Genomic DNA, 21,357 nt, shown 5'->3' on the forward strand with positions numbered 1-21,357 from the left:
GCTGAGTATCCTCTTTTCCACGGGGAAAGGCAGAAGAGAGTGAACCTTGGCGCCGGTGCGATTCCGGCGCACAGCCATGTTCGGGGACCGGTGCCATGAAACGCTATTCTGTCTTTGCTGTTGCCCGCGAGGCCGCACGTTACCACACGGGCTGGGAACGGGCCTGGCGCAAGGCGGAACCAAAGAAGAAATACGATGTGATCATCATCGGGGGCGGCGGGCACGGCCTCGCCACCGCGTATCATCTGGGCAAACGGTTCGGCATCAAAAACGTGGCCATTCTGGAAAAGGGGTGGCTGGGGGGTGGCAACACCGGCCGGAACACCACGATCATCCGGTCGAATTACCTGCAGGACCCGTCGGCGGCGCTTTATGAGAAGTCGCGGTCTCTTTACGAGACGATGAGCCAGGACCTGAACTACAACGTCATGTTCAGCCCGCGCGGTGTGATTATGCTGGCGCAGACGCATCATGAGGTGCGCGGGTACCAGCGCACGGCCCACGCCAATGCGCTGCAAGGGGTCACCACCGAGTGGATTACACCCACGCGCGTCAAAGAATTGGTGCCGATCATGAATATTGCCGGGCCTCGGTACCCGGTGCTGGGCGGGCTGTGGCAGGCGCGCGGCGGCACGGCGCGGCATGACGCGGTTGCCTGGGGCTATGCGCGGGCGTGCTCGGACATGGGCATGGATGTGATCCAGCAGTGTGAGGTCACAGCCATCCGCCGCGAAGGTGGCCGGGTTGTGGGTGTGGACACCAGCAGGGGCGCGATTGACTGCGACAAGCTGGGCATCGTGGTGGCGGGCAATTCCGGCCACGTGGCCGGTCTGGCGGGGTTCCGTCTGCCGATTGAATCTGTCGCCCTGCAGGCGCTGGTCAGCGAGCCGATCAAACCCTGCATGGATGTGGTGGTGATGGCCAACACGGTGCACGGGTATCTGTCGCAGTCCGACAAGGGCGAGATGGTGATCGGCGGCGGCACCGACGGGTACAACAACTATACCCAGCGCGGGTCGTTCCATCACATCGAGGAAACGGTGCGCGCGCTGATCGAGACCTTCCCGATGCTGAGCCGTCTGAAGATGCTGCGCCAGTGGGGTGGTATTGTTGATGTCACGGGCGACCGGTCACCCATTCTGTCGAAAACGCCGGTTGAGAATGTCTTTATCAACTGCGGCTGGGGCACTGGCGGGTTCAAGGCGACGCCGGGGTCAGGCTGGGCGATGGCCGAGCTGATTGCCAAAGGCCACGGGCCGCTGACGGATGAATTCGGGCTGGACCGTTTCCGCGAAGGCCGGTTTATCGACGAATCCGTGGCTGCCGGGGTGGCACACTAATGGACGTCACCTTCTCCACTGTGGCCACCAAAGCTGTGGCGGTTGATCAAGGCGTCCTCGGCCCGGATGCGCTCGCGGTCAGTTTCGGTCTGCGGACCGGCCGCAGTCAGGTCGTGCGCCAGCAGCGTGCGCTTTTTCCTGCGCTCCCATATCGCGAGGCCCACGCCTGTCACAAACAGAGCCCCAGAACCCCACAGAAGCCAGGTCACCGCTCAGTCTTTCCGGTCATGGGTGCGCGCGCCTTCGCCTGCGGCGGATCCGAAGGCAATCAGATTGCTCACGTCAACCTCGCGCCCGCCGCGCGCGGCTTTGCGGGCGGCGATGCCACGGCGTTCCAGCACCAGCATAATGAGCGCAATGGCTGCGAAACCGCCAAAGACCAGAACGGCCATCATTTCCTTGCTCATCACGATTCTCCTCTGTGCGACGCTGCCCCGACTATAACCGAAGAGCGCTCTGGCACCAAACCGGCAACAGACAGCCGACACGGCAGGGCCGATCCGGCCAGCTGCTGCTCAAAACGACCGGGGATTTCCGCCTGGATTGCGCAGGCCCGCGCAGCGGTCACACTGGCCTCCCGTAACAAGGAGACAGAGCAATGGCTGACTACACAACACACAGTGACGGCATCAGCGGCAAAGGCATCCTCATCACGCTGGGTGTCATCGGCGCTTTCGTGGTGCTGCTTGCGGCTCTCGGCACAGGCACCGTGCCTGTGGACCCTGAAGCGACCGATGGCACGGCCATCATCGAAGGCGTACCCGCAGCCCCGGAAGCCGCAGCGCCCGCTGTCGTCGAATAACACAACCCCCTTTAAGCTGACCGCCGGAGGCGGGCGTCTGACGGCGCCCGCCTTTTCTGCGTGCGGCACCCCGTTCACCGGAGGCACACCATGCTGATCCTGACCTGTCCTGTCTGCGGCGTGACGGCCGAAGAAACTGAATTCCATGGTGGCGGCGAGGCGCATCTGAAACGGCATGGTCCGGGCAGTGCCGACGAGCAGTTCGAGGAATATCTGTTCATGCGGGAAAACCCGCGTGGTGTGCATTTTGAACGCTGGCGGCATGTCTATGGCTGCGGCAAGTGGTTTCATGCAGCCCGCTGCACGACCACGCTTGAGGTCTTTGGCACCTATCCGGCGCAGACGCTGGAGCCGCCCGCCGACCTAAAGAAAACCATTTCGAAAAAGCGGCCCGGCTGGTCCTGGAGGGAGTTCTCATGAGCGCACGTCTGACGTCGGGCGGCCGGTTCCTCAATCGGGGCCGTCCTGTGACTTTCTCGTTCAACGGCCGCCAGCTGAGCGGGTTTGAAGGCGACACGCTGGCCTCTGCGCTGCTGGCCAATGATCAGATGCTGGTCGGCCGGTCGTTCAAGTACCACCGCCCGCGCGGCATCGTGGCCTCTGGTGCTGAAGAGCCCAACGGGCTGGTGAATATGGGCGACGGCAGCCGTTTTGAACCCAACCAGCGGGTCACGACCACTGAGCTGTTCGACGGGCTGGAAGCGCGCAGTCAGAACCACTGGCCGAGCCTTGAATTCGATGTGGGCGCGATCAACACGAAGCTCGCACGTTTTCTGCCCGCTGGGTTCTATTACAAGATGTTCATTCATCCGCGGCCCCTGTGGAAGCACGTATACGAGCCGTTTATCCGCCAGTCCGCTGGTCTGGGTCAGGCACCGAAAGAGGCCGACGCGGACACATACGAGCACTTTTATGCCTTCTGCGATGTGCTGGTTGTGGGGGGCGGTGTTGCCGGTCTGCAGGCCGCGCTGATGGCGGCGAAATCCGGTGCGCGTGTGATCCTGATGGAGCAGACGGCGCATTGGGGCGGACGGGCCCCGGTGGATGGCGGCACGGTCAACGGCCGGCCTGTGGATGAATTTGTGGAGCAAATCGTTTCCGAACTCGAAACAATGCCCAATGTGACGCTGCGGACCCGCATGATGGGTGCCGGTGTTTACGACCACGGATATGTGCTGGGCTACGAACAGCTGCGGGACAATGCGCCCGAAACACCCGGTCCCCGTCACCGCCTGTGGCGCATCCGGGCGGCGCAGATTGTGACCGCAACCGGGGCAATCGAGCGCCCGTTGTCCTTTGCCGGAAATGATATTCCGGGCGTCATGCTGGCCTCGGCTGTGCGCGATTATGCGGTGAATTTCGGCGTCTCGGCAGGCGACCGCACCGTCGTCGTGACCAACAACGATGATGCCTATCTGACGGCATTTGCCCTGAATCATGCGGGCCGGACGGTCTCTGCGATCCTTGATGCGCGCTCGCCGGACCTCGACAACCCGGCGATGCAGCAGGCCCGCGCCCTTGGCATCCGGGTGCTGACCGGTCACGGCATTGCTGCGGTCAAAGGCGGCAAGCGTGTCACCGGCGTGGAGGTCTGCCGCCAGGAAGGTGCAGGCGCTGTCACAGAAGAGATCGCCTGCGATGCGGTGGCGATGTCCGGGGGCTGGTCACCGGTTGTGCACCTGTGGTCGCATTGTGGTGGCAAGCTGCGCTGGGATGCGGATCAGGCGATATTCCGCCCGGATGTGGATAAAGCGCCGACGGGGGCCGATGGCAGGCCGTTTGTGACCGCCGCTGGCAGCGCTAACGGACTGATGTTGCTGGGCGAAACCGTTTCGGATGCGGATGCTGCTGGGAAAGCCGCGGCAAAGGCAGCTGGTTTCACGCCGCGCCGGACAAAAGCACCGGTGGGGGAGGCCGCGGAAGAGGCCCCGATGGAGCCTGTCTGGCTGATGCCCGCGCAGGCCGATTATCACCACCGGGCCAAAGCCTGGCTGGATTACCAGAATGACGTCAAGGTCAGCGATGTGCAGCTTGCGGCCCAGGAAGGGTTTGAAAGTGTCGAGCACACCAAGCGGTACACGACGCTCGGGATGGCCACGGATCAGGGCAAGCTGAGTAACATCAACGGTCTGGCAACGCTTGCGGGGGCGCTGGGGTCTGAGATCCCGGCGGTGGGGACCACGACGTTCCGACCGCCCTATACGCCGATCTCTCTGGCCGCGATTGCCGGTGATGCGCGCGGTGAGGTGTTCCAGCCGATCCGCCGCACACCGATGCACGACTGGCACGATGCCAATGGTGCGCACTGGGAGCCGGTGGGTCAGTGGCGCAGGCCCTATGCGTTCCTGCGTGACGGCGAGACCGTGTCGCAGGCTGTGAACCGCGAGGTGCTGAACACACGGCGCAACCTTGGCCTGCTGGATGCCTCGACGCTGGGCAAGATCATCGTCAAAGGGCCGGACGCGGGCAAATTCATGGACATGATGTACACCAACATGATGTCGACGCTGAAGCCGGGCAAATGCCGGTATGGTCTGATGTGCTCGGAAAACGGTTTCCTGATCGACGATGGAGTCGTCGCCCGCATCGATGAGGATACGTTCCTGTGTCACACGACCACGGGTGGGGCCGAGAGCATCCATCAGCATATGGAAGAATGGCTGCAGACCGAATGGTGGGACTGGAACGTCTGGGTGGCCAATGTCACCGAGCAGTATGCCCAGGTTGCTGTTGTCGGTCCCAATGCGCGCAAGGTGTTGGAAAAGCTGGGCGGCATGGATGTGTCGCGTGACGCGCTGGGCTTTATGGAATGGGCAGACGGGCAGATCGGCGGATTTGACGCGCGGGTCTACCGGATCTCCTTCTCGGGTGAGCTGAGCTATGAGATCGCGGTCCGTGCGGGTCAGGGTCAGGCGTTCTGGGATGCGCTGATGGAGGCAGGGGCCGAGTTCGGCGCGATGCCTTATGGTACCGAATGTCTGCATATTCTGCGGGCTGAAAAGGGCTTTATCATGATCGGTGACGAGACCGACGGCACGGTTATTCCGCAGGACCTGGGTCTGAACTGGGCCATCTCGAAGAAGAAAGAAGACTTCCTGGGCAAACGCGCGCAGGAACGCAGCCACATGACGGATCCGAAACGCTGGAAACTGGTCGGCCTGGAGACGCTTTCAGGCGGTGTGTTGCCGGATGGGGCCTATGCCACCGGCACCGGGGTCAATGCCAACGGTCAGCGCAAGGTAATCGGGCGGGTGACCTCGACGTATTATTCGGCAACGCTGGGGCGGGGGATCGCCATGGGGCTGGTGCAGGACGGCCCGGACCGGATGGGTGAGGTCATCGAGTTCCCCGGCACAGAAGGGGCGACGTTCAAAGCCCGTATTGTCGATCCGGTTTTCTATGACGCCGAGGGGGAGAAGCAGAATGTCTGATCCGGTAACAGCACTGGGTGGCGCAGAGGCGCAGGCCGGGATCGCACAGGTATCCGAGGCCGCCCTGCAGGGGATGGTCACGCTGCGCGTGGACCTTTCCGTGGCGGCGGTGAAAAAGGCGGTGAAGGCCGTGACCGGCATGGCAGTGCCTGATGCGGGCCGGATTGCCGCAAAGGACGATTTCACGCTGTGCTGGATGTCGCCTGACGAATTGCTGATCCTGTGCAGCTATGATGCGGCAGAGGCAACCGTCAGCGCGCTGACGGAAGCTGCGGGCAAGGCACATATGCTGGCGGTGAACGTGTCGGACGCGCGTGCGTCATTCGCGGTGCGTGGCCCGCATGCGCGCGATGTGATGGCCAAGCTGTGCCCGGTGGATCTGGCGACGGACCGGTTCGGTCCGGGCATGTTCCGGCGTACGCGTCTGGCGCAGGTCGCCGCGGCAGTCTGGATGCCCGATGACGACAGTTTCCGCCTGATCTGTTTCCGCAGTCAGGCCCGGTATGTCTGGGATCTGCTTAACGTTGCGGCGCAGGAGGGCTCCGAGGTTAACCATTTTTTAACCAAAGGTTGAGCTTTCCCGTTCCGGGTGAAATGGTGCAGATGATGCAGCGAAAACAACAGGTAACCCTGTGACATGATCCGCTGCTCAGTGCGTCAGTTCAACCTGGGAAACATAATGAAAAGTACGCTTCTGGCGATTTTGGTCGCCTGTTCCACTTCGCTGCCAGCTCTGGCCAGCGGTTATATTTACGATTGCGATATTCCGTCAAAACGCGACAGGCCGGGCTGGATTCCTGAAAAGATCAACGTGGTCGTGCAGGACAACGGGTCGGTCATCGTCGTTGATCCGGTCATCCTCACTTTCCACGAAAAACCAATGCCCGCGCGGGTGCAGCGGAATGATGACCGCCGGCTGAGCATTTACTGGCGCCTCGACAATACGGTGAGCGCCAGCAACGAGGTGGCGACAACGTTCAGCTATACGGCAAAGATCAACAAACAGAAGAACACGATCACTGTGAATGCGACCCCTGAGGGCTATTCAAACCGGTTCCACGGCCGCGGAAAGTGTACGATCCGCACCGAATAATCGCCAATTGCGTGTGTTTTGGGCAAAAGGGGCTTGAAGTCTTAACGCTGTGCACTTCATGTCCCCCTATACCCATCGAATAACCAATAGGGGGCCCAAATGGCTTTTGAACTTCCTGATCTTCCTTACGCACACGACGCGCTCGCGTCCAAAGGCATGTCAGCAGAAACGCTGGAATACCACCACGACCTGCACCACAACGCCTATGTGACCAACGGTAACAAGGCGATCGAAGGCACCGAATGGGCCGGTAAATCGATGGAAGAGATCATCGTGGGCACCTATGACGCCAACGCCGTCGCCCAGAACGGTATCTTTAACAACATCAGCCAGCTCTGGAACCACAACCAGTTCTGGGAAATGATGGCGCCGGGTGAGAGCGCGATGCCGGGCGAGCTGGAGAAAGCGATCACGGAGAGCTTTGGCTCGGTCGACGAATTCAAATCACAGTTTTCCGCGGCAGGTGCGGGCCAGTTCGGCTCCGGCTGGTGCTGGCTGGTGAAAAACGCGGACGGATCGCTTGCCGTGACCAAAACCGAAAACGGTGTAAACCCGCTGTGCTTTGGTCAGACGGCACTGCTGGGCTGCGATGTGTGGGAGCATTCCTACTACATCGACTTCCGCAACAAACGTCCGGCCTACCTGACCAACTTCCTCGACAATCTGGTGAACTGGGAAAACGTGGCCTCGCGCCTCTGATCCCGCCACTGTGTCAGACAGAAAGGCCCCGTGCTGAGCGCGGGGCCTTTTTTCTTGTGCCGCCCCGGCAAGAGGCGCATGTACGGCAGCAGGAAAGGGTGCGGCCGTGAAGACCAGCGACACAGTTATGGGCGTGACCGCAATTGGCGGGGCCGCGGTGATCTGGGGGTTTTCCCCGGTGTTCTACAATGCGCTCTCTCACGTCCCGCCGCTCGATGTTCTGGCACACCGCCTGATCTGGTCGCTTGTCCTTTTTGGTTTTGTGCTGGTTGTGCAGGGCCGTCTGCGGGCGGTCCGGGACGCAATGGGGACGGGCCGGACTTTTGGTCTGATGCTGCTGGCTTCGGTGCTGGTCGCGGTCAACTGGGCCATATTCATCTGGGCCGTGCAGGTGGGCCAGACGACGCAGTCCTCGCTGGGCTACTACATCTATCCGCTTGTCGCGATCCTGCTGGGGCGGGTGCTGTTTGCAGAACGGTTGAGCACAGCACAATGGGTGGCCGTTGCCCTGGTGACAGGCGCGGTTCTGGTGCTGGTTCTGGGGCTCGGGTCGGTGCCCACAACGGCGCTGGCGCTTGCAATCAGTTTCAGCCTTTACGGGGTGGTCAAAAAATACATCTCCGCCGGTCCGGTTGTGTCGGTCACGGCCGAGGTAATGCTGATGTCACCCCTGGCTTTTGCGCTGCTGTGGCATTCCTGGCACAGCGGGGGCGCGGTCTTCGGCGGGGACGCGACATCGGCGGTGCTGCTGATCCTGTCCGGTCCGGTCACGGCGGTGCCGCTCATTCTGTTCTCTTACGGCTCCAAACGTCTCGCCATGTCGACGGTTGGTCTGTTGCTCTATCTGAACCCGACGCTGCAGTTTTCAGTCGCCGTTTTCCTCTTTGGCGAACTCTTTACCAGCTGGCACATGGCGGCCTTCGCGCTCATCTGGACAGCACTGGCGATATACTCGGTGTCCGGTCTGCGTCAGGACAGGGCCGCGCGCAGAGCGTTGCGGGCAGCACCTGTGTCGGGCACTGCAGTGTAGTAGCCATGCAGGCTGTCGCCGGCAAAGCCACGGTCGGTCACATGCTGCAGAAGCGCCAGGAGCGGATCCCAGTAGCCATTTGTATTCACGAGAAAAACGGGCTTTTCATGCAGCCCCAGCTGGCGCCAGGTCAGAACCTCGAACAGCTCGTCCAGCGATCCCGCGCCGCCCGGCAGAACCACAACGGCGTCGCAGTTCATGAACATGACTTTCTTGCGTTCGTGCATGGTTTCGGTGACGACGTATGACGTCAGGTCCGTCTTTCCGACCTCCCAGTTCACGAGGTGCTGGGGGATCACGCCGAAGGTTTCGGCCCCTGCGGTCTGGGCCGCGCGGGCAACAGCGCCCATCAGTCCGACGTCCCCTGCGCCGTAGACAAGCCGCCAGCCTTCGGAGGCGATCGCCGTTCCCATGGCTGTGGCCTCCTCCATAAAGGCCGGGTCGTCGCCGGTGCGTGAGCCACAATAAACACAGATGGATGCGGTACGCATAGCGAGCCTTTCCGGACGTGATGTCCTGAAATTGAACGACGGGGTTTTGACCCCTGATAGAGCAGTTGTTATGTAGGCTCAATGTCTGCGCGTCTGCTCGTGTAAGGCTGCCAACCGGAAAGAGAAAAAGACTATGAGCGACAAGGGGGAGCCGCCGCAAAAGGGGGCTCAGGGCTGCTGACGGCCGGGATCGTGATTGCGGTTGTGATCGCGGCCGGGACGTATCTCGGGCTGCGGGATGATGCGGCGCCTACGCAGGAAGATCTTGCCGCGCTGGTTGCACCGGAAACCTCCGGTACGGACGCCGGTGAGGCGTCTTCAGAAGAAACCGCACCTGAGCCCGTGGCAGAAGCAGAGCCGGCAGAAGAGGTTGCACCCGCGGAACCGGAAGAGGCAGAAGTGGCCGGGGCAGATAATGCAGCCGCCCCGGTGGTTGCGCCATCTGTAGATGAAGTGCGGGTCGACGCGGACGGGCTGATGGTCATTGCCGGTCGTGCGGCACCCGGAGAGACGGTCCGCATCCTGATTGATGGTGACGAAGTGGCAACGGCTGTGGCGGATGCACGTGGTGCATTTGCGGCTGTGGCGTCGCTGTCGCCGAGCGATGCGGCGCGGGTTCTGACGCTGGAAACCGGGTCAGGGGACAGTGTCGTCGCATCAGCGGCAGACGTGATCCTTGCTCCCCTGCCTGCTCCGGCGCCAGCAGTGATTGCGGCTGCGCCTGAGAGCGTGGATGCCCCGGCAGAGGAAGCTGCCCCCGCCGAAGACACAGCGGACACTGCCGGTGATGTGGTGGCCGGCGTTGCCGATGCTGCCTCTGGCGTAGCCGGGGATGTTGCGCAACAGGCAGAGGATGCCGGCGATAGGGTGGCGGCAGTCGTCGCAGAAGTTGAGGAAAGTATCACAGACAGTGCGGCGCAGGCTGCGGAAGCCGTAACCGCGCGCGTCGCGGAAGCTCAGGAAGAGGTTGCTGACGCGGCCGGCGCGGCGCAGGAGGGCGTCAGCGATGTGGTTGCCGGGCTGCAGGCCGAACCCGAGGCGCCTGCGGAGGCGGCTGAAGTCGTGGAAACACCCGCTGCATCCGAGACACCGGCGCCTGCCGAAACGGCACCGGCTGAGGAAACGGTGGTTGTTGAGTCCCAGCAGGACCCGGCGCCCAAGCCGGTTGAAGACGCCGCGGAAGCCGCATCGGTTGCAGAAGTTGAGGCTGCTCCACAACAGTCCGCGACCATTGCGCAGGCCACCGATCCGCAACCGGCTCCTGAGACAACTGCAGATCCGGAAAGCCAGACCGGGGTCGCGCAGGCGGAAGCGCCACGGCCGGCAGCGGAGGCGACTGCGGAGCCCGCGCAACAACAGATCGCTGTGTTGCAGTCGACCGAAGAGGGCGTGGCTCTGCTGGATACTGCGCCCGCGGCACCCCGCAGCGTTCGGCTGGATACCATCGGGTATTCTGACACCGGCGTTGTGCAGCTTGCAGGACGGGCGGGCATGGATGACGTATCGGTCCGCGTCTACCTCGATAATGTGGCGCGTGTGACGCTGCCAACGGCTGAAAACGGAGCATGGCGGGGTGATGTGCCGGATGTCGCACCGGGCGTCTATACGCTGCGGCTTGATGCGCTGGATGCGCAGGGGGCGGTGACCAGCCGTCTGGAAACACCGTTCAAGCGTGAAGCACCCGAGGTGCTGGCCGAAGCCACCGACGACGAGGCAGGCCCTGTCAGTGCTGTAACGGTACAGACAGGGGATACGCTCTGGGCGATCGCACGTGAACGCTATGGCGAGGGTCTGCTTTATGTCCGTGTCTTCGAGGCCAACCGGTCGTCGATCCGTGATCCGGACCTGATCTATCCGGGGCAGATTTTCGACCTGCCCGATGACGGGTGACCGGGAACCTCTTTGAGGAAATACGGGCGCGTCACTGGCAAAGCGGGCAGATGTGAATTAGGTAGTGCGCTCTGAGACTGCGCAGGACCCTTCATGCCATCTGACACGACAGCACAGGCCGACAAAACCGGGGCCGATCAGACCCTTGAACAGGAAGAACGGCGCTCCGGTATCCGGACGATCCGCCGGGTCGCGCCATATCTGTGGCCCGCCGACAAACCCTGGGTTCGCAGGCGCGTGGTCCTGGCGATGGCAATGCTGATCCTGTCCAAGCTGATCTCGGTCGCGACACCGTTTTTCTACAAGGGTGCCGTGGACGCGCTGGCCGAAGAGGGTGTGCCGATGCTGGCGCTGGGTGCTGTCGGCCTGACGGTGGCCTACGGCATGGCACGGCTCATGACGGTGGGTTTCCAGCAGCTGAGGGACGCGGTGTTTGCACGCGTGGCACAGCGCGCGTTACGGCAGCTGGCGCTGGAGACGTTCAACCACATTCACGCGCTCAGCATGCGGTATCACATCACCCGGAAGACGGGCGGTCTGTCGCGGATTATTGAGCGCGGGGTCAAAGGTGTCGAATTCCTGCTGCGGTTCCTTCTCTTTTCAATCGGGCCGCTCATTCTGGAGCTGATGCTGGTGGGGATCATCCTGGCCGTGGTCTTTGATTTCTACTACCTGCTCGTCGTGGCCGTCACGATCGGCCTCTATGTCTGGTTTACCTTTGCGGTGACCGAATGGCGCGTGAAGCTGCGCCGGGAGATGAACGACCAGGACACGGATGCCAACCAAAAGGCCATCGACAGCCTGCTGAACTTTGAAACGGTCAAATATTTCGGCGCGGAACAGCGTGAGGCCGGTCGCTACGACGCGGCGATGGAAAAATACGAACAGGCAGCAATCAAAACCAGTTACAGCCTGGCGTTTCTGAACTTTGGCCAGTCGGTGCTGATCACCGGCGGGCTGGTCGGTGTGATGATCATGGCCGCAATCGGCGTGCAGAACGGCACTCTGACCGTGGGCGATTTCGTGATGGTGAACGCCTATATGGTGCAGATCACGGTACCGCTGAATTTTCTGGGCACAGTCTACCGTGAAATCCGGCAGGCGCTGGTGGACATGGGCGAGATGTTCAATCTGCTGGAGCAACCGGCGGAGGTCGTCGATGCGCCAGGCGCACGGGATCTTGATGTGTCCGGCGGGCGGGTGGAGCTCGATGATGTGCATTTCGGCTATAACGCTGACCGCGCCATCCTGAAGGGGGTGTCCATCACGGCAGAACCGGGTGAAATGGTGGCGATTGTCGGCTCGACCGGGTCGGGGAAATCCACCATCGGGCGGCTGCTTTTCCGGTTTTACGACGTGGGCAGCGGTGCGCTGCGCATCGACGGGCAGGACGTGCGCGAAGTCACGCAGAAAAGCCTGCACATGGCCATCGGGGTGGTCCCGCAGGACACGGTGCTCTTCAACGACACGATCCGCTACAACATTGCCTACGGGCGCGACGGTGCCACGCCCGAAGAAATTGAGCAGGCGGCAAAGTCGGCCCAGATACATGATTTCATCCTGTCCCTGCCGGATGGTTACGACACCACGGTGGGCGAACGGGGTCTGAAGCTCTCGGGTGGTGAGAAGCAGCGCGTTGGTATTGCGCGTACGCTGCTCAAGGATCCGCCCATTCTGTTGCTGGACGAGGCGACGTCCGCGCTGGATTCAGAAACCGAAGCCGAGATTCAGGATGCGCTGATGCATGCGGGGCGCGGGCGTACCGTGCTGACCATCGCGCACCGGCTGAGCACGATTTCTGAGGCGGACCGGATCATTGTTCTGGAAAAAGGCGAGATCATAGAGCAGGGCACCCATGATGCGCTTCTGGCGCAGGATGGACGATACGCGCAGCTCTGGCGACGTCAGCAGTCAGAAGAAGAAGTCTGAGCACGGGAGCGGCTGTCAGGCGCGCTGGTCCACCTCACCGCGTCGCTCGGCGGCCCGGAGCGCGGTCAGATCGGCTGCCGCCTGCGCGCGCTGAGCATCGGCCAAAGAGGCAACTTTGCGGTCCGCCGAAGATGGTTCCGCCGGCGCAAGGGCGGCTGCTTTGACGACCTCCATCTTGGCAATGGTTGCGGCCGGATCATCGGGGACCGGAGAGACATCTATCTGCACCTCGCCCCCGATGGCATAGCGTTTTCCGTCCGGGCCGACCTGGTAGGTATAGCTGGGAGCGGACGCGTAGGAACCGCCCACCGTGGCATGGGCCTGTTCGTGGCGGCGGACCTCACCGTCACGTGCACTGAGCGCGTCAACGGTGCGCTGTTCAGCATCTGTGAGGTCATTCATCGACGCCGCGGCGCTTTTGCCCGCTTCGTCGGTTGGTTTGTTCAGGTTTTCCGATGGCTCTGCCCGTAAAAGTGACGCCGCAACCCGGGCGGGCCCGTTGACCGACGAACTGGCGGTGGTCTCACTGATCCGCGCCGTTTCTGTGCCGGAACGCGCTGCGATGTCGCGCTGCCGGGCCTGGATCAGCGGGATCACACTGTTCCAGTCCGTTGCCTCATTTACCCCGGGTGCTTCCATACCGCGTTCACTCCAACCCTTCCGGGGCGGAAAACTGGCACGAAAACGTTAAAGTGGGGTAAGGAACGGCCCGAAATGCCTTCCGCCGGCGACCTGTCCGGGCCGCCGGCGGGGGTTAATCATTTGCCGAGGTTGATCCGGAAGGCGGCAAAGCCGTCCGCGGCCTCACCTGCATCCTCAAGCGACAGGCTTTTCACATCATCGATGTAGTCGCGTGCCTTCGGGCCGGTCTCAAACAGAACCGTGGTGTCGTCCAGCGGCGCAAAGGACCAGTTGGCATCAGCTTTGGGGTCAATCGTGCCCTGTTCAACGATATACCGTACGATCACGTCGCGGTTGGTGTCGGGAGCTTCAAAGACGACCGTGTCGCCCTTGGCACCCGGGAAATCGCCACCGCCGGAGGCCCGGTAATTGTTGGTCGCGATGATGAACTCCATGTCGTCCGTGACCGGTTTGCCGTCAAAGGCCAGATCGACAATGCGCGCGGCATCCGGATTGATCTCGACACCTTTCGGGTCGAACCGCGACGGTTGCGACAGGTCAATCCTGTAGGTGACGCCATCCATAACATCGAAGTTGTAGGACGGGAACGCCGGGTTCAGCAGGAGCGCATCCTTTGCACCTGCCTCGATCTGATTGAACATGCCCGCAGAGCGTTCCAGCCAGCCGCGCACCTCCGCGCCTGTGATCCGCACCGCACGCACGGTGTTGGGATAGAGATATAGGTCCGCCACGTTCTTGATCGCAACATCGCCGACCGGCACGTCGGTGAAATACTCCGGACCACCCCGGCCACCGGCCTTGAAGGGCGCTGCTGCCGACAGGATCGGCAGACCCTCGTGCTCGGTGCCTTTGAGCATTTCATTGACGTACCATTTCTGCGCGATCGAGACGATCTGCACGGAAGGATCATCGGCAACCAGGGCAAAGTAGCTGTGCAGCGGTGCGGAGGTTTTGCCCACGGCCCGGCGTACGTAGGCCAGAGTTTCCTCGTGGTCCTGTGCGACAGAGGCGAGCACGGTATCGTCATCTTCGACAAGGGCGGTGATCGACCGGTCCTCATTCCGCTTCGAGATCGGACGCGCTTCGGAGGTTGTGGTCACCACACGCCACGAATTGCCGTCCCGCTCCAGCAGCAGGTCGAGAACACCAAGGTGCGAGCCCCAGAACCCGCCCATCACCGCAGGTTTGCCCATCAGGGTGCCGGCCACCACGTCGATGCCCGGACGGTCCGCAAAGGTGGGCGAGGGGAAGACGAGGTGGTTGTGGCCGGTCACCAGCGCGTCAATGCCATCGACCGCCGCCAGTGCAACAGAGGCGTTCTCCATCCCGTCGGTGTGATCTGCCGCGCCGATCCCGGAATGCGACAGCGCCAGGATCAGGTCACAGCCCTGTTCGCGCATCTCAGGCACCCAGGCCTGTGCAGTTTCGACGATATCACGCGCCTCGACATTGCCTTCGAGGTGCTTGCGGTCCCAGTTCATCACCTGGGGCGGGGTGAAGCCGATCACGCCGACACGGATGGGGTGTTTTGTGCCGTCTCCCATCTCGATCTCGCGATCCAGGATTGCATAGGGGCGCAGCAGTGTGTCGTCTTCGCGCGGGTTGCTGCCGCGGCTTTTGGCGATATTGGCCAGCACGACCGGGAAGTCTGCCCCGGCGAGGGATTTTTCGAGAAAGCCGAGGCCATAGTTGAATTCGTGATTGCCCAGCGTGGCCGCATCATACCCGATTGTGTTGAAGGCCGTGATGATCGGGTGGCTGTCACCGTCTTTCATGCCCCGTTCATAAGCGATGTAGTCGCCCATCGGGTTGCCCTGCAGAAAATCACCGTTGTCCACGAGCAGGGCGTTTTTTGCCTCGGACCGGATCTCATTGATGATCGAGGCCGTGCGCGAAAGGCCGACGGTGTCACGCGGTTTGTCCGCGTAATAGTCGTAGGGAAAGACATGCACGTGAATGTCGGTGGTTTCCATGATGCGCAGATGCGCCTGGTTGCCCGCAGCGGCGGCTGACCACGGGTGCAGGCCGATCAGTGTGGCCCCGCCAGCGGTGGTGGCAAGAAACTGTCGGCGGGACATTGGGGAACGACGGGTGAATGGCATGGGGGCACCTTCCTGATTGGTTTCACGAGCAGTCTTCTGGCCGCGTTTCACGACGGGCTCATGACACTGTCGGTCAGGCTTGATGCGGGTCGTTTGCGGGCACACTGTCGGGAAAGTCTGGAGGCAAAACAACCACGAGTAAAGCGCGGACGCACCGGTGCCCGCGACTTTTCCGGCAAATTTGTGCCTGGCGCCTGGCAGGCGCCGGGCCGGTCACTCAGCGGCGACTGCTTTGCCTGTCAGCTTGTCGAGTGCGCCGGTCATAATAGCAATGTATTTTGCATCCGCCGGCAGCCCGTGTGTCTCGGCCAGATGTGCGGGCGCGTGATAGGCGACGTTCACAACACCTTCGGCATCTGCATAGACGACGACGCGCAGCGGCAGATCAAGCCCGGCGGTCTGGCTGTCCAGCATTGCAGGGGTGCCCAGTTTGGGATTGCCGAACATCAGCATCTGGGTCGGGCGCAGTTCCATATCAACCTTCGCCGCACCGGCCGCGTGGTCCACACGTGCAAATACCGTGGCACCGGCACCTGTCACGGCAGCTTCCAGCCGGTCCATAGTGTCAGAGACTGAGTGAGGGCTGGTTTTGGTGACGAGATCTGCTGACATGGCTCCGGTCGCAATAACAGATGAAACGATGGCGGTGGAAAGGGTTTTGCGCAACATTGAGCGGCTCCTGCTGGAAATGATATGCAGGAGATAGCGCCCTTGCGGCCCGGGGTCCCGTCACGAGGGCGTGAGCGGCGTTATTCCGCCGCCCGCAATGCCTCCGGTGCCGGGGTGTCGTCGTCTTCCCAGATCAGTTCCCGGAAGGCCGCACGGCCTGCATCACGCTGCAGTGCCCAGTCACGGGCAGCGCGGCTGGCGCGGCCCATCGACATCTTGGCCAGCAGGGTCGCAATCCAGCGGATGTAGGTTGTGGCCCAGACCCGTACCGCCAGCATGGACGGCGTCACCATCAGCGTCAGGACAGTGGCGATGCCCAGCCCGAACACAACGGCCGTAGCCAGCTGTTTCCACCAAAGTGCTGTCGGGCTGTCGATTGTGTAGCCCCCTTCGGCAAAATTCAGCGACAGGCCGAACATCATCGGCGTGAGGCCGGCCATCGTGGTGATGGTCGTTAGCAGAACGGGGCGGATGCGTGCCTGTGCAGTGCGTATGATCGCCTCGATCCGCGGCATGTAGCGCTCATATTCCTGGTAGGTGTCGATCAGGATGATGTTGTTGTTCACAACGATCCCCGCCAGGGCAACGATGCCTGTGCCGGTCATGATGATCGAGAAGGTCTGGCCCATCACGATCATGCCGATCAGCACACCCGTGGTCGACAGAACAACGGCCAGCAGCACCAGCAGTGCGTTATAGAAACTGTTGAACTGCGCGAGCAGGATGATGAACATCAGACCAAGTGCAGCAAGGAATGCCTTTTGCAGGAAGGCCCCGCTTTCGGCCTGTTCTTCCTGGTCGCCGGTCCATTCCCAGGTGATACTCGCGGGCAGCGGTTTGGTGTCCAGCCATTCTGTCAGCAGAGCGATCCGTTCATTCGGGTTCACCGGAATGAGCCGCAGTGCACCGTCGGCAACGCCGGTCTGCAGATCACGGTCCGCCCCTGCAGCGGTGCGGTCGGTGATTTTGTATGTGGCCTGATCAGGTGCTGTGAAATCGGCGTCCGCACCTGCAGGGCGCAGCAGAGCCAGCGTCGTCGAGGTCTCAACGCCGTTCTCGACATTGGTTTCCACGACTTTCATCAGGCCGGGTGCCACATCCGCTTTGACGTCGAAATAGCGTTTCTGGTCGATCCGGTTGATCTCCGCCAGTTTGGGCACGGGCGTGCGTTCGATAAAGTTCGACAGCGGAACAAGACCATCGGCCGTGCGCACACGCAGGGTGTCCAGCGTCGAAAGAACACGGTCTTCGGCAGGCAGACGCACACGGATGTCAATCTCCTCGTCCGAGGTATCAACGCGCATGGTGTCTAGTGTGATGCCGCGCGTGACCAGCTGCACCATGGCGCCCACGGTGGCCACATCCGCGCCATAGCGGCCTGCCTTTTCCACATCCACATCAATCTGCCAGTCAATACCGGGCAGGGGGCGTGTGTCCTCGATCAGGGTGAGGCCGGGGGTGTTTTCGAACTGTCCGCGCGCGGCTTCTGCTGCTGTGGCCAGATCAATGAAACTGTCGGATTTGAGGCGCAGATGCACGGGTTTGCCGGAGGCGGGCCCCTGGGCAAGCTCGCTGATCTCGATCTGGACGCCAGGCAGTTTGTTCAGTTCTTCGGTCAGTTCTGCGATCACGATGTTGCCGTCAAGGTCCGGACGGCCCGCGCGGTCTTCCCAAGGAATGGTTTCGAACTGCACTTGGCCGACGGTGTCCTTTGGGATCGCAGCCCCACTGCTGTCGGTGTTCAACCCGCCCTGACCGGCAAAGGAGAAAGCATTGATGATGCCGGGGTGCGCGAGCACGATGTCCTCGGCCTGACGGACAAGGTCGTCTTTTTCATCGAGGCTGAGATTGCCCCGCGCCAGTACGTAGACGATGCCCTGTTCCGGTTCGGATTCGACAAAGAATTCCACGCCGTTGTTGTTGTTCGTAAAGAAAATCAGCACGGTGCCGACAAACACAAAAACGGTGCCCGCCATCACCAGCGGCATCACCGGATTGCCGACGATTGCCGCGATGACATGCCCAAATCCTGACCGGCGATAGCCCGCGCTGATTTTCTCGGGCTCGGCGCGGAACATTTTCGAGACAAGCCAGCGACCCCAGCGCCCTAGGCGGGTGAGCAGCGCAAAGGTGGCAATCAGGGCGACCAGCGCACCGCCAAGCGCCACGGCGAGCAGAGCGGTCGCGGCCAGGATGTGCAGGAAGACAAGCAGGAAGGTCGGTACAACCGACCCCAGGATGTCCAGCCCGTCCATACCGGCAAACTGTTGGCCAATGCCACCGAAGACGGGGCCCATGAGGGCTGCAGCTGCGATCATCAGGAGGGCAACTGGGAAAAGTGCCAGGTGGAGATACCAGCGCAGACCGGCAACGGCCTGCATGTAGTCCGCCATCAGGCGTTCAAGGCGACCGGTGACACCGCCCATCACAGGCAGGTAGATCAGCGCAACCACCAGCGATGCTGACAGAACAAAGATCAGGGTGACCGGCAGCATGCCCATGAATTCGCCCGGCACGCCGGGCCAGAAGAGCATCGGCAGAAAGGCACAGAGCGTCGTCGCCGTGGAGGAGATGATGGGCCAGAACATACGCTTTGCTGCTTCGACATAGGCCTTCATGGGGCCCACGCCTTCCTGCTGGCGCTTGTCGGCGTATTCCACGACCACAATGGCCCCGTCGACGAGCATGCCGACCGCAAGGATCAGGCCGAACATCACGATGTTCGAGATTGAGATCCCCATCACCGCGAGGAACGCGAAACACAGAAGGAAGGATGTCGGGATCGCAAATCCGACAAGCAGGGCCGCACGGATGCCGAGGGCGGCCAGCACCACAATCATCACCAGCGCAATGGCGGTAAAGACCGAACCCAGAAGCTGCTGGACCATCGCATCGACAATGCGGCTCTGGTCGTTAGAGGTGCCGACCGTCACGGCGGCCTGCAGGCCCTCGGGCCAGCCGTCGCTGCGCTCGGCTACCAGTGCTTTGACCTCGTTTGCGGTGTCTATGAGGTTGAACCCCTTGCGCTTGACCACCTGGAGGGCCAGCGAATTTTCACCGTTGAACCGGGCAGTGCCGTCGCGGTCCTCAAATGTCAGGTTGATCGTGGTCAGATCACCCAGCGTGACAACGCGGTCGCCATTGGTCTTGACCGGCAGGTTGTAGACATCGCGTGCCTCGTCAAATGACGAGGGGATTTTCACCGCAAAGGTGCCCTGGGCTGTGTCGACTTCACCGGCGGCAATCAGCTGGTTGTTGTTCTGCACCGTGTTGATCAGTTCGCCGGCGGTGACGTTATACGCCTCCAGCCGCAGCGGATCGATCAGCACTTCGAGCATTTCATCGCGGCTGCCGGCGATACCGGCTTCGAGCACCGCGTCCATGGCTTCGATATCGTCCTGCAGCGCCTTGGCCACGCGGTTCATGGTGCGCTCAGGGACCGGACCCGTCAGGTTGACGATGATGATCGGGAACTCGGAAAAGTTGATCTCGTTGATGGAATAGGTTTCCGCGCCGTCCGGGAACTCGGCTTCGGCCTTGCTCATGGCATCGCGTACATCCGCAAGGATCTTGGTCTTGTCCCAGCCGAATTCGAATTCCATCGCGACACCGGCATAGCTTTCGGCTGCGGTGCCGGACATGCTCTTTAAGCCATCGAGGTCAGCCAGTTCGGTTTCCATCGGCTTAACGAGCAGCGTTTCGCTGTCAGCTGCAGAAATACCGGGGAAGGGCACCGACACAAAGAGAGCGGGGATTTCGATGTCCGGCTCACCTTCTTTCGGCAGGGTGGAATAGGAATACCCACCGACCACAAGGCTGAGCAGGATAAAGGCCACAACCATCCGCGCACGGCTGGCGGCCCAGTCGACGATCCCCGTCATTGGCTCAGCTCCTGCCAGGTCGGTGCGACCCGCACGCCTGCGATGACGTACTCCTGTCCGAGGACGATCACGTCAGCTTTGTCGCCAAGGCCCGTGAGCCAGACGCCGTCGGGTGTGTCCCGCATCAGACGCACTTCGTGGAATTCAACAATCGCGTCGCTGTCAATTGTGCGCACGCCGAGTGTGCCTTCGTCATTCAGCGTGAGCGCCGACTGGGGCAGCAGATGCGCTGTGGCGCCGGCGGCGGAAATCAGAATCTCAGCCGTCTGACCATCGCGGATACTCAGATCAGGATTGGGAACCTCGATTTCCACCCGGAAGGTGCGTGTCATCTCGTCAGCCGAACGCGACAGAAAGGTAACCTGACCCTGCACCGGCGCGCCGCGACCGGTGGGGGCGGTGCTGTCACCGGCGACCAGCTGAGCCCCCGCTGGTGCGCCGGGGCGCACACGGCTGACTTCTGTTTCAGGCACAAAGGCCACCAGTTTGATCGGGTCCAGCTGAATGATCGTCGCGCAGAGAGCGCCAGGCTGAAGCAGGGCGCCCAGCTCGGCGGTGTCACTTTCGAGCAGCCCGCCAAAGGGGGCTTTGATTGTCAGGCGTTCAATCTCTTTTTCAGCGGAGGCAACAGCGGCTTCGGCTGAGCGGATCCCAGACTGCGCACCCTGCAGACCGGCACGCGCTGATTCGACAGCAGCGAGGGCGGAGGCGACTGCCGCGTCTGCATTGGCGACGCGTGTGGTCGAGGCGAAACCGCCTTCGCTCAGCTTGCTGGAGGCGTTCTGGTTGATGCGCGCCTCGTCGAGCTGCGCCAGCGCCTGATCCAGCCGTGCGGCTGATTCCGGCACCCGTGCGCGGGCTTCGTCAAGCTGGGCGCGGGCCTGTTCAAGTGCGACGCCGCGTGTGCCTTCGTCCAGACGGCAAAGCGCCTGTCCGGCCTCAACCTGCGCGCCCTTGCGCAGTGGTTCGGAGATCACAACGGCGGATGTTTCTGACTGGACGTTGACCTCCCGTGCGGCCTCGGTCTGGCCTCGTAGTACAACGGCAGTGTCAATCTGCTGCGCTTCGGAACGCCGGACCACGACCTTGACCAGGTCCGTCGTATCGGGTGCTGCAGTACCGGGTGCGTCGGTCGCGGCAACCGCGCCGGGCTCCTGCACCGTCTCAGACCACCCCATCCAGGCGTAAAGCGCGGGGCGCTGGAAAATGTATACATAAAGTATGGATGCGACCACCAGAGCCGCGACGAAGGAAAAAACACGCATCTGTAAAAGCCTCGAATGCACCAGCGGATGATGCCGCCTGACCCGGGTCAGCCCGGTTGAGGTGTCCTTACGACAATTTCACTGAACTGACCA

The 21,357-nt window shown here is 61.9% G+C and carries 18 protein-coding genes; 10 read left to right on the forward strand and 8 right to left on the reverse strand.

Going from position 1 to position 21,357, the window contains the following annotated elements:
- The first annotated feature begins 95 nt into the window (after window positions 1-95).
- Window positions 96-1,340, forward strand: a complete 1,245-nt coding sequence (locus ACZ1HA_RS03910; RefSeq protein WP_472712947.1) for a sarcosine oxidase subunit beta family protein — start codon at window positions 96-98, stop codon at window positions 1,338-1,340.
- Here ACZ1HA_RS03910 and ACZ1HA_RS03915 read toward each other — a convergent pair.
- Window positions 1,337-1,549: a hypothetical protein gene (locus tag ACZ1HA_RS03915; protein WP_472712948.1), complete on the reverse strand. Its 213-nt coding sequence runs from the start codon at window positions 1,547-1,549 to the stop codon at window positions 1,337-1,339. The genes ACZ1HA_RS03910 and ACZ1HA_RS03915 overlap by 4 nt on opposite strands.
- A gap of 3 nt (window positions 1,550-1,552) precedes the next feature.
- A complete protein-coding gene (locus ACZ1HA_RS03920; protein ID WP_375228278.1) occupies window positions 1,553-1,747 on the reverse strand; it encodes a hypothetical protein in 195 nt (64 codons plus the stop codon).
- A 191-nt stretch (window positions 1,748-1,938) separates the two neighbouring features.
- On the opposite strand from ACZ1HA_RS03920, the gene ACZ1HA_RS03925 reads away from it, so the two are divergent.
- The 7 genes from ACZ1HA_RS03925 to rarD all read left to right on the forward strand — a co-directional run bounded on the left by ACZ1HA_RS03925 (window position 1,939) and on the right by rarD (window position 8,395).
- Window positions 1,939-2,142, forward strand: coding sequence for a hypothetical protein (locus ACZ1HA_RS03925; RefSeq protein WP_472712949.1), 204 nt, complete (start codon window positions 1,939-1,941; stop codon window positions 2,140-2,142).
- 90 nt (window positions 2,143-2,232) lie between these two features.
- Window positions 2,233-2,562, forward strand: a complete 330-nt coding sequence (locus ACZ1HA_RS03930) for a sarcosine oxidase subunit delta (protein ID WP_472712950.1) — start codon at window positions 2,233-2,235, stop codon at window positions 2,560-2,562.
- Window positions 2,559-5,573, forward strand: coding sequence for a sarcosine oxidase subunit alpha family protein (locus ACZ1HA_RS03935; protein ID WP_472712951.1), 3,015 nt, complete (start codon window positions 2,559-2,561; stop codon window positions 5,571-5,573). Before ACZ1HA_RS03930 ends, ACZ1HA_RS03935 begins: the two co-directional genes overlap by 4 nt.
- Window positions 5,566-6,147: a sarcosine oxidase subunit gamma gene (locus ACZ1HA_RS03940; protein ID WP_472712952.1), complete on the forward strand. Its 582-nt coding sequence runs from the start codon at window positions 5,566-5,568 to the stop codon at window positions 6,145-6,147. The genes ACZ1HA_RS03935 and ACZ1HA_RS03940 overlap by 8 nt, the downstream gene beginning before the upstream one ends.
- Before the next feature lie 105 nt (window positions 6,148-6,252).
- Window positions 6,253-6,666, forward strand: coding sequence for a hypothetical protein (locus ACZ1HA_RS03945; RefSeq protein ID WP_375228273.1), 414 nt, complete (start codon window positions 6,253-6,255; stop codon window positions 6,664-6,666).
- Window positions 6,667-6,765: 99 nt separating this feature from the next.
- Window positions 6,766-7,365, forward strand: coding sequence for a superoxide dismutase (locus ACZ1HA_RS03950; RefSeq protein ID WP_472712953.1), 600 nt, complete (start codon window positions 6,766-6,768; stop codon window positions 7,363-7,365).
- Between the two features lie 106 nt (window positions 7,366-7,471).
- Entirely contained in the window at window positions 7,472-8,395 is a 924-nt protein-coding gene (rarD, locus tag ACZ1HA_RS03955) for an EamA family transporter RarD (protein WP_472712954.1), read from the forward strand.
- Here the strand turns inward: rarD and ACZ1HA_RS03960 are convergent.
- Window positions 8,335-8,886, reverse strand: coding sequence for an LOG family protein (locus ACZ1HA_RS03960; protein WP_472712955.1), 552 nt, complete (start codon window positions 8,884-8,886; stop codon window positions 8,335-8,337). The two genes, rarD and ACZ1HA_RS03960, sit on opposite strands and share 61 nt — an antisense overlap.
- 192 nt (window positions 8,887-9,078) lie before the next feature.
- Between ACZ1HA_RS03960 and ACZ1HA_RS03965 the strand changes: the two genes are divergently transcribed.
- Together ACZ1HA_RS03965 and ACZ1HA_RS03970 are read left to right on the forward strand one after the other, a co-directional pair.
- Window positions 9,079-10,776, forward strand: coding sequence for a LysM peptidoglycan-binding domain-containing protein (locus tag ACZ1HA_RS03965; RefSeq protein WP_472712956.1), 1,698 nt, complete (start codon window positions 9,079-9,081; stop codon window positions 10,774-10,776).
- Window positions 10,777-10,869: 93 nt separating this feature from the next.
- A complete protein-coding gene (locus ACZ1HA_RS03970; protein ID WP_472712957.1) occupies window positions 10,870-12,705 on the forward strand; it encodes an ABCB family ABC transporter ATP-binding protein/permease in 1,836 nt (611 codons plus the stop codon).
- Between the two features lie 15 nt (window positions 12,706-12,720).
- Here ACZ1HA_RS03970 and ACZ1HA_RS03975 read toward each other — a convergent pair whose 3' ends face one another.
- From ACZ1HA_RS03975 to ACZ1HA_RS03995, 5 genes are all read right to left on the reverse strand, one after another.
- Window positions 12,721-13,344 (reverse strand): putative metalloprotease CJM1_0395 family protein, encoded by a 624-nt coding sequence (locus ACZ1HA_RS03975; protein ID WP_472712958.1) that lies wholly within the window; start codon window positions 13,342-13,344, stop codon window positions 12,721-12,723.
- Window positions 13,345-13,463: 119 nt separating this feature from the next.
- A complete protein-coding gene (locus ACZ1HA_RS03980; RefSeq protein ID WP_472712959.1) occupies window positions 13,464-15,449 on the reverse strand; it encodes a bifunctional 2',3'-cyclic-nucleotide 2'-phosphodiesterase/3'-nucleotidase in 1,986 nt (661 codons plus the stop codon).
- Window positions 15,450-15,662: 213 nt separating this feature from the next.
- On the reverse strand, window positions 15,663-16,118 hold the full coding sequence (locus ACZ1HA_RS03985; protein ID WP_472712960.1) for a DUF302 domain-containing protein: 456 nt from the start codon (window positions 16,116-16,118) through the stop codon (window positions 15,663-15,665).
- An 80-nt stretch (window positions 16,119-16,198) separates the two neighbouring features.
- Window positions 16,199-19,999, reverse strand: coding sequence for an efflux RND transporter permease subunit (locus ACZ1HA_RS03990; protein WP_472712961.1), 3,801 nt, complete (start codon window positions 19,997-19,999; stop codon window positions 16,199-16,201).
- Window positions 19,996-21,264, reverse strand: coding sequence for an efflux RND transporter periplasmic adaptor subunit (locus tag ACZ1HA_RS03995; protein ID WP_472712962.1), 1,269 nt, complete (start codon window positions 21,262-21,264; stop codon window positions 19,996-19,998). The genes ACZ1HA_RS03990 and ACZ1HA_RS03995 overlap by 4 nt, the downstream gene beginning before the upstream one ends.
- Between the last annotated feature and the right edge of the window lie 93 nt (window positions 21,265-21,357).

Source organism: Roseobacter sp. S87, from assembly GCF_055693285.1.